We start from the raw sequence: 5931 nt of genomic DNA, 5'->3' as shown, positions 1-5931 counted from the left end.
AAAAATAAAACAAAATCTTACAGACTTAATAAAAACTTAGAAAGATTATCCTCCTGAGACAGATTTAACTTCTTTCTTAGACGATATCTGTGTAGTTCAACACCTCTGAATGATATGTTCATTAGCGGTGCAATTTCTTTAGAAGAAAGATTCATTTTTAGATAAATACATAACTTAATATCCTTAGGAGTCAGGTTTGGGAATTTCTTCGAAAGATTAATGATAAATTCATTATGGATCTGATTCAAATTGGTTTCAAAGATTTCCCATTCATGTTTATTGACTTCATTGATCTTAATTGCTTTTTTAATTTCACTTTTCAGTTTATTAAAATCTTTTTCAGAATCCAGAATACTCTGAATATTTTCAATCATTTCACTTTGTTTGGCAATAGATAATGATTTTCCGGCAACTTCAGATGATTTAGTTTGCAGTTCGAGTTCCAGAATGTGTTTTTCGTATTCCTGAATATTGAGTTCGTTTTCGGCCTTTAATTCCATTTCCAGAATTTTCCTTTGATGTCTTTCTTCTTCTGCCTGCAATTCCAGTTTTTGCATATAGCGAAATTTATTCCACTTATAATAAAAAAACAAAACTGTCCCTACTAATAAGAGATATAATAAAATCATCCAAACAGAAAAATACCAGGGCTCGGCTACTTTAAAATCGAAATTACAGACCTTATCATAATTGGCTCCGTCATGTTTATAAACGACAATGGTATGATTACCACTACTTAGATTATTCAGTACAATTAAGCCATCGGAAATGGGTACAAAATCATTACTTTTATTGATTTTATAAAATAAATTAGGCTTACTGGCTCCGTAAATTCCTGATATTACATTGATTCTTAATTCGGTATTGTATTTAATTTTAGAATCATCGGGAAGCAGTATTCCGTTATTAAATGCTTCAATTTTAACATGTGTATTTTGCTTATTTTCATATTTAAGCTGAAGAGAAATAAATCCGTCATCCAGATTCAGTAAATAGTGATTCTGAGTTTTAAAAATCCTTAAATTGTCATTTATGAGTTTTCCTTTGTAATATTTTTCCTGAATAATATTCCAGACAAATTTATTTTCGACAGCATAAATATGGTACAAAATACCTTCCTGAAGTACCATAAAATGATTTTCATCAATTGCTACTACATCTGTTATATTTTTAAAATTAGTATTAAACAATTCATTTTCTTCCAATTTATTGGTAATTGAATTATAGGTAAACCATGAATTATCAATTAGAAACAAAATTTCATTTCTAAATTCAAAAATCTTAACCCCAAAATCATTTTGTATTTTACTCTGCTGGGTGATATTTTCAACCTTTTTAGTCTGATAATCATCACTATACACAACACGATATAAACCACGATAATTATCTGCAGCAAAAATTTCATTTTTTTTATTTTGAGCTACATATTTTATAGGCTTTGAAATATCTTTAATTTTTTTATAATCACTTAATTTTGAAATATCATCATATGCCAAAATCCCACTATAAGTAGATTGAAAACAAGTATTGTTAATACTGCTTTTTGATAAATTCCAGCCACCGCTAATATTATTTGTTTTAACTAAAGAACCATTTTCATAGCAAAAAGTTCCGTCATTATGTCCAATGATGTATTTATTTTCAATTTTAGTAATATTCCAGGCCTGTCCTTGTGTATTGGGCATCATTTTGAATTTACCTGAATCAAATTCAAAAACACCATGATTTGAAGCAATTAAATATCCTTTATTGGTGGTTGCAACGGAATATACCGAACCTAAAATTCCTGAATTGTCATAAAAAATAGATATGGGTGAATTCACTTCAACGTGTGCTATACCGTTATCCAGACCAAGCCATAAATCATTTTCTTTATCAAAGCCAATACAGAGAACTGAGTTGTTCATCAACACATTATTTCGGTCTATATTTTTGTATGTCTCTGAATTAAAATCATAAATATAAACTCCTTTGTTTCCGGTTCCGATAACTAATTTGTTATTTTTAATAAACCTCGCGACATTGATTCCGTTTACTTTTAATGTTTCGTTTAAAGGATTATTCCAGGCAATCAAACCTGATTTTTCTACAATAAAAATCCCTTTCTTTTGGGTAAAAATATAAGTTTTGCCTTTGTGTTTTTCGATTGCATGAACGACTGTGTTCTTTAAAATATTCCAGCCTTTTGGATTTGCAATTCGGGAACCATCCATTCTAAAAAGTCCTTTATCGACAGAAGCAACAAAAAGCTCTTTATCCACCACAAAACAGTACGATATTAAAAATGGAAATTTGATTTTTTTAATATGTTTTCCATCATAAATAAAAACATCATTAAAGGATTGAAAATATAACGAACCATTATATCTGAATATTTTCCAAATTTCCTCATTGTCTTTTTCAGCAAATAAGCGTAGTTTTTTGGTAATTGAAACATAATGCATTTTACCTTCTTTTCTGTACCAATAACCAAATTCCTTATAAGAACCTGAATAGATTTTATCTCCATCAATCATAATGGAACGGATGATTGTTTTGTTTGGTAAAGTATATTTTTCCCATATTACGCCATCATATCGTAGTAAGTAATGATTGTTGGCAAAATACATGGCGTTATCTTTTCCCTGAACGACATTCCAGATCTGATTGTCACCCTGATAATTGGACTTACTATAATTTTCTACAAAGGGAAGTAATTCTTGCGATTGAATTTGAGAGGTAATGAAAAAGAAGAAAAATAATTTTAAGAGTATCGATTTCAAAGTATTCGGATTTAAACTCAAATATACTGACAAATATTTAATTTAGAAAGATGATACTTTTTACGACAAGTATTAATATAAAAAGTTTAAAGGATCAAACTTTTTGAGATTTGGCAAAGGTGTAATTTTTTCTATTGTTGTATTATTCTCAATTATTTTATCTGTTTCATACGCTTTATTTATAATCTTTCTAATCGGGAATAATATTATCCCGTATAGAAAGATTATAAAAAATGCGTATGAAACAGATAAAATAATTGAGAATAATACAACAATAGAAAAAATTACACCTTTGCCAAATCTCAAAAAGTTTGATCCTTTAAACTTTTTATATTAATACTTGTCGTAAAAAGTATCATCTTTCTAAATTAAATATTTGTCAGTATATTTGAGTTTAAATCCGAATACTTTGAAATCGATACTCTTAAAATTATTTTTCTTCTTTTTCATTACCTCTCAAATTCAATCGCAAGAATTACTTCCCTTTGTAGAAAATTATAGTAAGTCCAATTATCAGGGTGACAATCAGATCTGGAATGTCGTTCAGGGAAAAGATAACGCCATGTATTTTGCCAACAATCATTACTTACTACGATATGATGGCGTAATATGGGAAAAATATACTTTACCAAACAAAACAATCATCCGTTCCATTATGATTGATGGAGATAAAATCTATTCAGGTTCTTATAAGGAATTTGGTTATTGGTACAGAAAAGAAGGTAAAATGCATTATGTTTCAATTACCAAAAAACTACGCTTATTTGCTGAAAAAGACAATGAGGAAATTTGGAAAATATTCAGATATAATGGTTCGTTATATTTTCAATCCTTTAATGATGTTTTTATTTATGATGGAAAACATATTAAAAAAATCAAATTTCCATTTTTAATATCGTACTGTTTTGTGGTGGATAAAGAGCTTTTTGTTGCTTCTGTCGATAAAGGACTTTTTAGAATGGATGGTTCCCGAATTGCAAATCCAAAAGGCTGGAATATTTTAAAGAACACAGTCGTTCATGCAATCGAAAAACACAAAGGCAAAACTTATATTTTTACCCAAAAGAAAGGGATTTTATTGTAGAAAAATCAGGTTTGATTGCCTGGAATAATCCTTTAAACGAAACATTAAAAGTAAACGGAATCAATGTCGCGAGGTTTATTAAAAATAACAAATTAGTTATCGGAACCGGAAACAAAGGAGTTTATATTTATGATTTTAATTCAGAGACATACAAAAATATAGACCGAAATAATGTGTTGATGAACAACTCAGTTCTCTGTATTGGCTTTGATAAAGAAAATGATTTATGGCTTGGTCTGGATAACGGTATAGCACACGTTGAAGTGAATTCACCCATATCTATTTTTTATGACAATTCAGGAATTTTAGGTTCGGTATATTCCGTTGCAACCACCAATAAAGGATATTTAATTGCTTCAAATCATGGTGTTTTTGAATTTGATTCAGGTAAATTCAAAATGATGCCCAATACACAAGGACAGGCCTGGAATATTACTAAAATTGAAAATAAATACATCATTGGACATAATGACGGAACTTTTTGCTATGAAAATGGTTCTTTAGTTAAAACAAATAATATTAGCGGTGGCTGGAATTTATCAAAAAGCAGTATTAACAATACTTGTTTTCAATCTACTTATAGTGGGATTTTGGCATATGATGATATTTCAAAATTAAGTGATTATAAAAAAATTAAAGATATTTCAAAGCCTATAAAATATGTAGCTCAAAATAAAAAAAATGAAATTTTTGCTGCAGATAATTATCGTGGTTTATATCGTGTTGTGTATAGTGATGATTATCAGACTAAAAAGGTTGAAAATATCACCCAGCAGAGTAAAATACAAAATGATTTTGGGGTTAAGATTTTTGAATTTAGAAATGAAATTTTGTTTCTAATTGATAATTCATGGTTTACCTATAATTCAATTACCAATAAATTGGAAGAAAATGAATTGTTTAATACTAATTTTAAAAATATAACAGATGTAGTAGCAATTGATGAAAATCATTTTATGGTACTTCAGGAAGGTATTTTGTACCATATTTATGCTGTCGAAAATAAATTTGTCTGGAATATTATTCAGGAAAAATATTACAAAGGAAAACTCATAAATGACAATTTAAGGATTTTTAAAACTCAGAATCACTATTTACTGAATCTGGATGACGGATTTATTTCTCTTCAGCTTAAATATGAAAATAAGCAAAATACACATGTTAAAATTGAAGCATTTAATAACGGAATACTGCTTCCCGATGATTCTAAAATTAAATACAATACCGAATTAAGAATCAATGTAATATCAGGAATTTACGGAGCCAGTAAGCCTAATTTATTTTATAAAATCAATAAAAGTAATGATTTTGTACCCATTTCCGATGGCTTAATTGTACTGAATAATCTAAGTAGTGGTAATCATACCATTGTCGTTTATAAACATGACGGAGCCAATTATGATAAGGTCTGTAATTTCGATTTTAAAGTAGCCGAGCCCTGGTATTTTTCTGTTTGGATGATTTTATTATATCTCTTATTAGTAGGGACAGTTTTGTTTTTTTATTATAAGTGGAATAAATTTCGCTATATGCAAAAACTGGAATTGCAGGCAGAAGAAGAAAGACATCAAAGGAAAATTCTGGAAATGGAATTAAAGGCCGAAAACGAACTCAATATTCAGGAATACGAAAAACACATTCTGGAACTCGAACTGCAAACTAAATCATCTGAAGTTGCCGGAAAATCATTATCTATTGCCAAACAAAGTGAAATGATTGAAAATATTCAGAGTATTCTGGATTCTGAAAAAGATTTTAATAAACTGAAAAGTGAAATTAAAAAAGCAATTAAGATCAATGAAGTCAATAAACATGAATGGGAAATCTTTGAAACCAATTTGAATCAGATCCATAATGAATTTATCATTAATCTTTCGAAGAAATTCCCAAACCTGACTCCTAAGGATATTAAGTTATGTATTTATCTAAAAATGAATCTTTCTTCTAAAGAAATTGCACCGCTAATGAACATATCATTCAGAGGTGTTGAACTACACAGATATCGTCTAAGAAAGAAGTTAAATCTGTCTCAGGAGGATAATCTTTCTAAGTTTTTATTAAGTCTGTAAGATTTTGTTTTATTTT

At 28.7% G+C, this 5931-nt stretch carries 3 protein-coding genes; 2 read left to right on the top strand and 1 reads right to left on the bottom strand.

Translation table 11 applies throughout. The features are described 5' to 3' along the window. Window positions 1-17: 17 nt before the first annotated feature. The gene (locus BXU10_RS24745) at window positions 18-2762 is read right to left on the bottom strand and encodes a histidine kinase (protein ID WP_078229917.1); all 2745 of its coding nucleotides are present in this window, start codon (window positions 2760-2762) and stop codon (window positions 18-20) included. Window positions 2763-3171: 409 nt separating this feature from the next. Between BXU10_RS24745 and BXU10_RS25590 the strand changes: the two genes are divergently transcribed. Continuing rightward, the gene (locus BXU10_RS25590; RefSeq protein WP_223255586.1) at window positions 3172-3846 is read left to right on the top strand and encodes a hypothetical protein; all 675 of its coding nucleotides are present in this window, start codon (window positions 3172-3174) and stop codon (window positions 3844-3846) included. A gap of 11 nt (window positions 3847-3857) precedes the next feature. Further along, entirely contained in the window at window positions 3858-5915 is a 2058-nt protein-coding gene (locus tag BXU10_RS24735) for a histidine kinase (protein ID WP_223255585.1), read from the top strand. The last annotated feature ends 16 nt before the right edge of the window (window positions 5916-5931 follow it).

It is taken from the genome of Flavobacterium sp. LM4 (assembly GCF_002017935.1).
GTDB classification, from domain to species: domain Bacteria; phylum Bacteroidota; class Bacteroidia; order Flavobacteriales; family Flavobacteriaceae; genus Flavobacterium; species Flavobacterium chungangense.
Note: the sequence above shows the minus strand (reverse complement) of the source record. Positions and strands in the feature narration are given on the sequence as shown.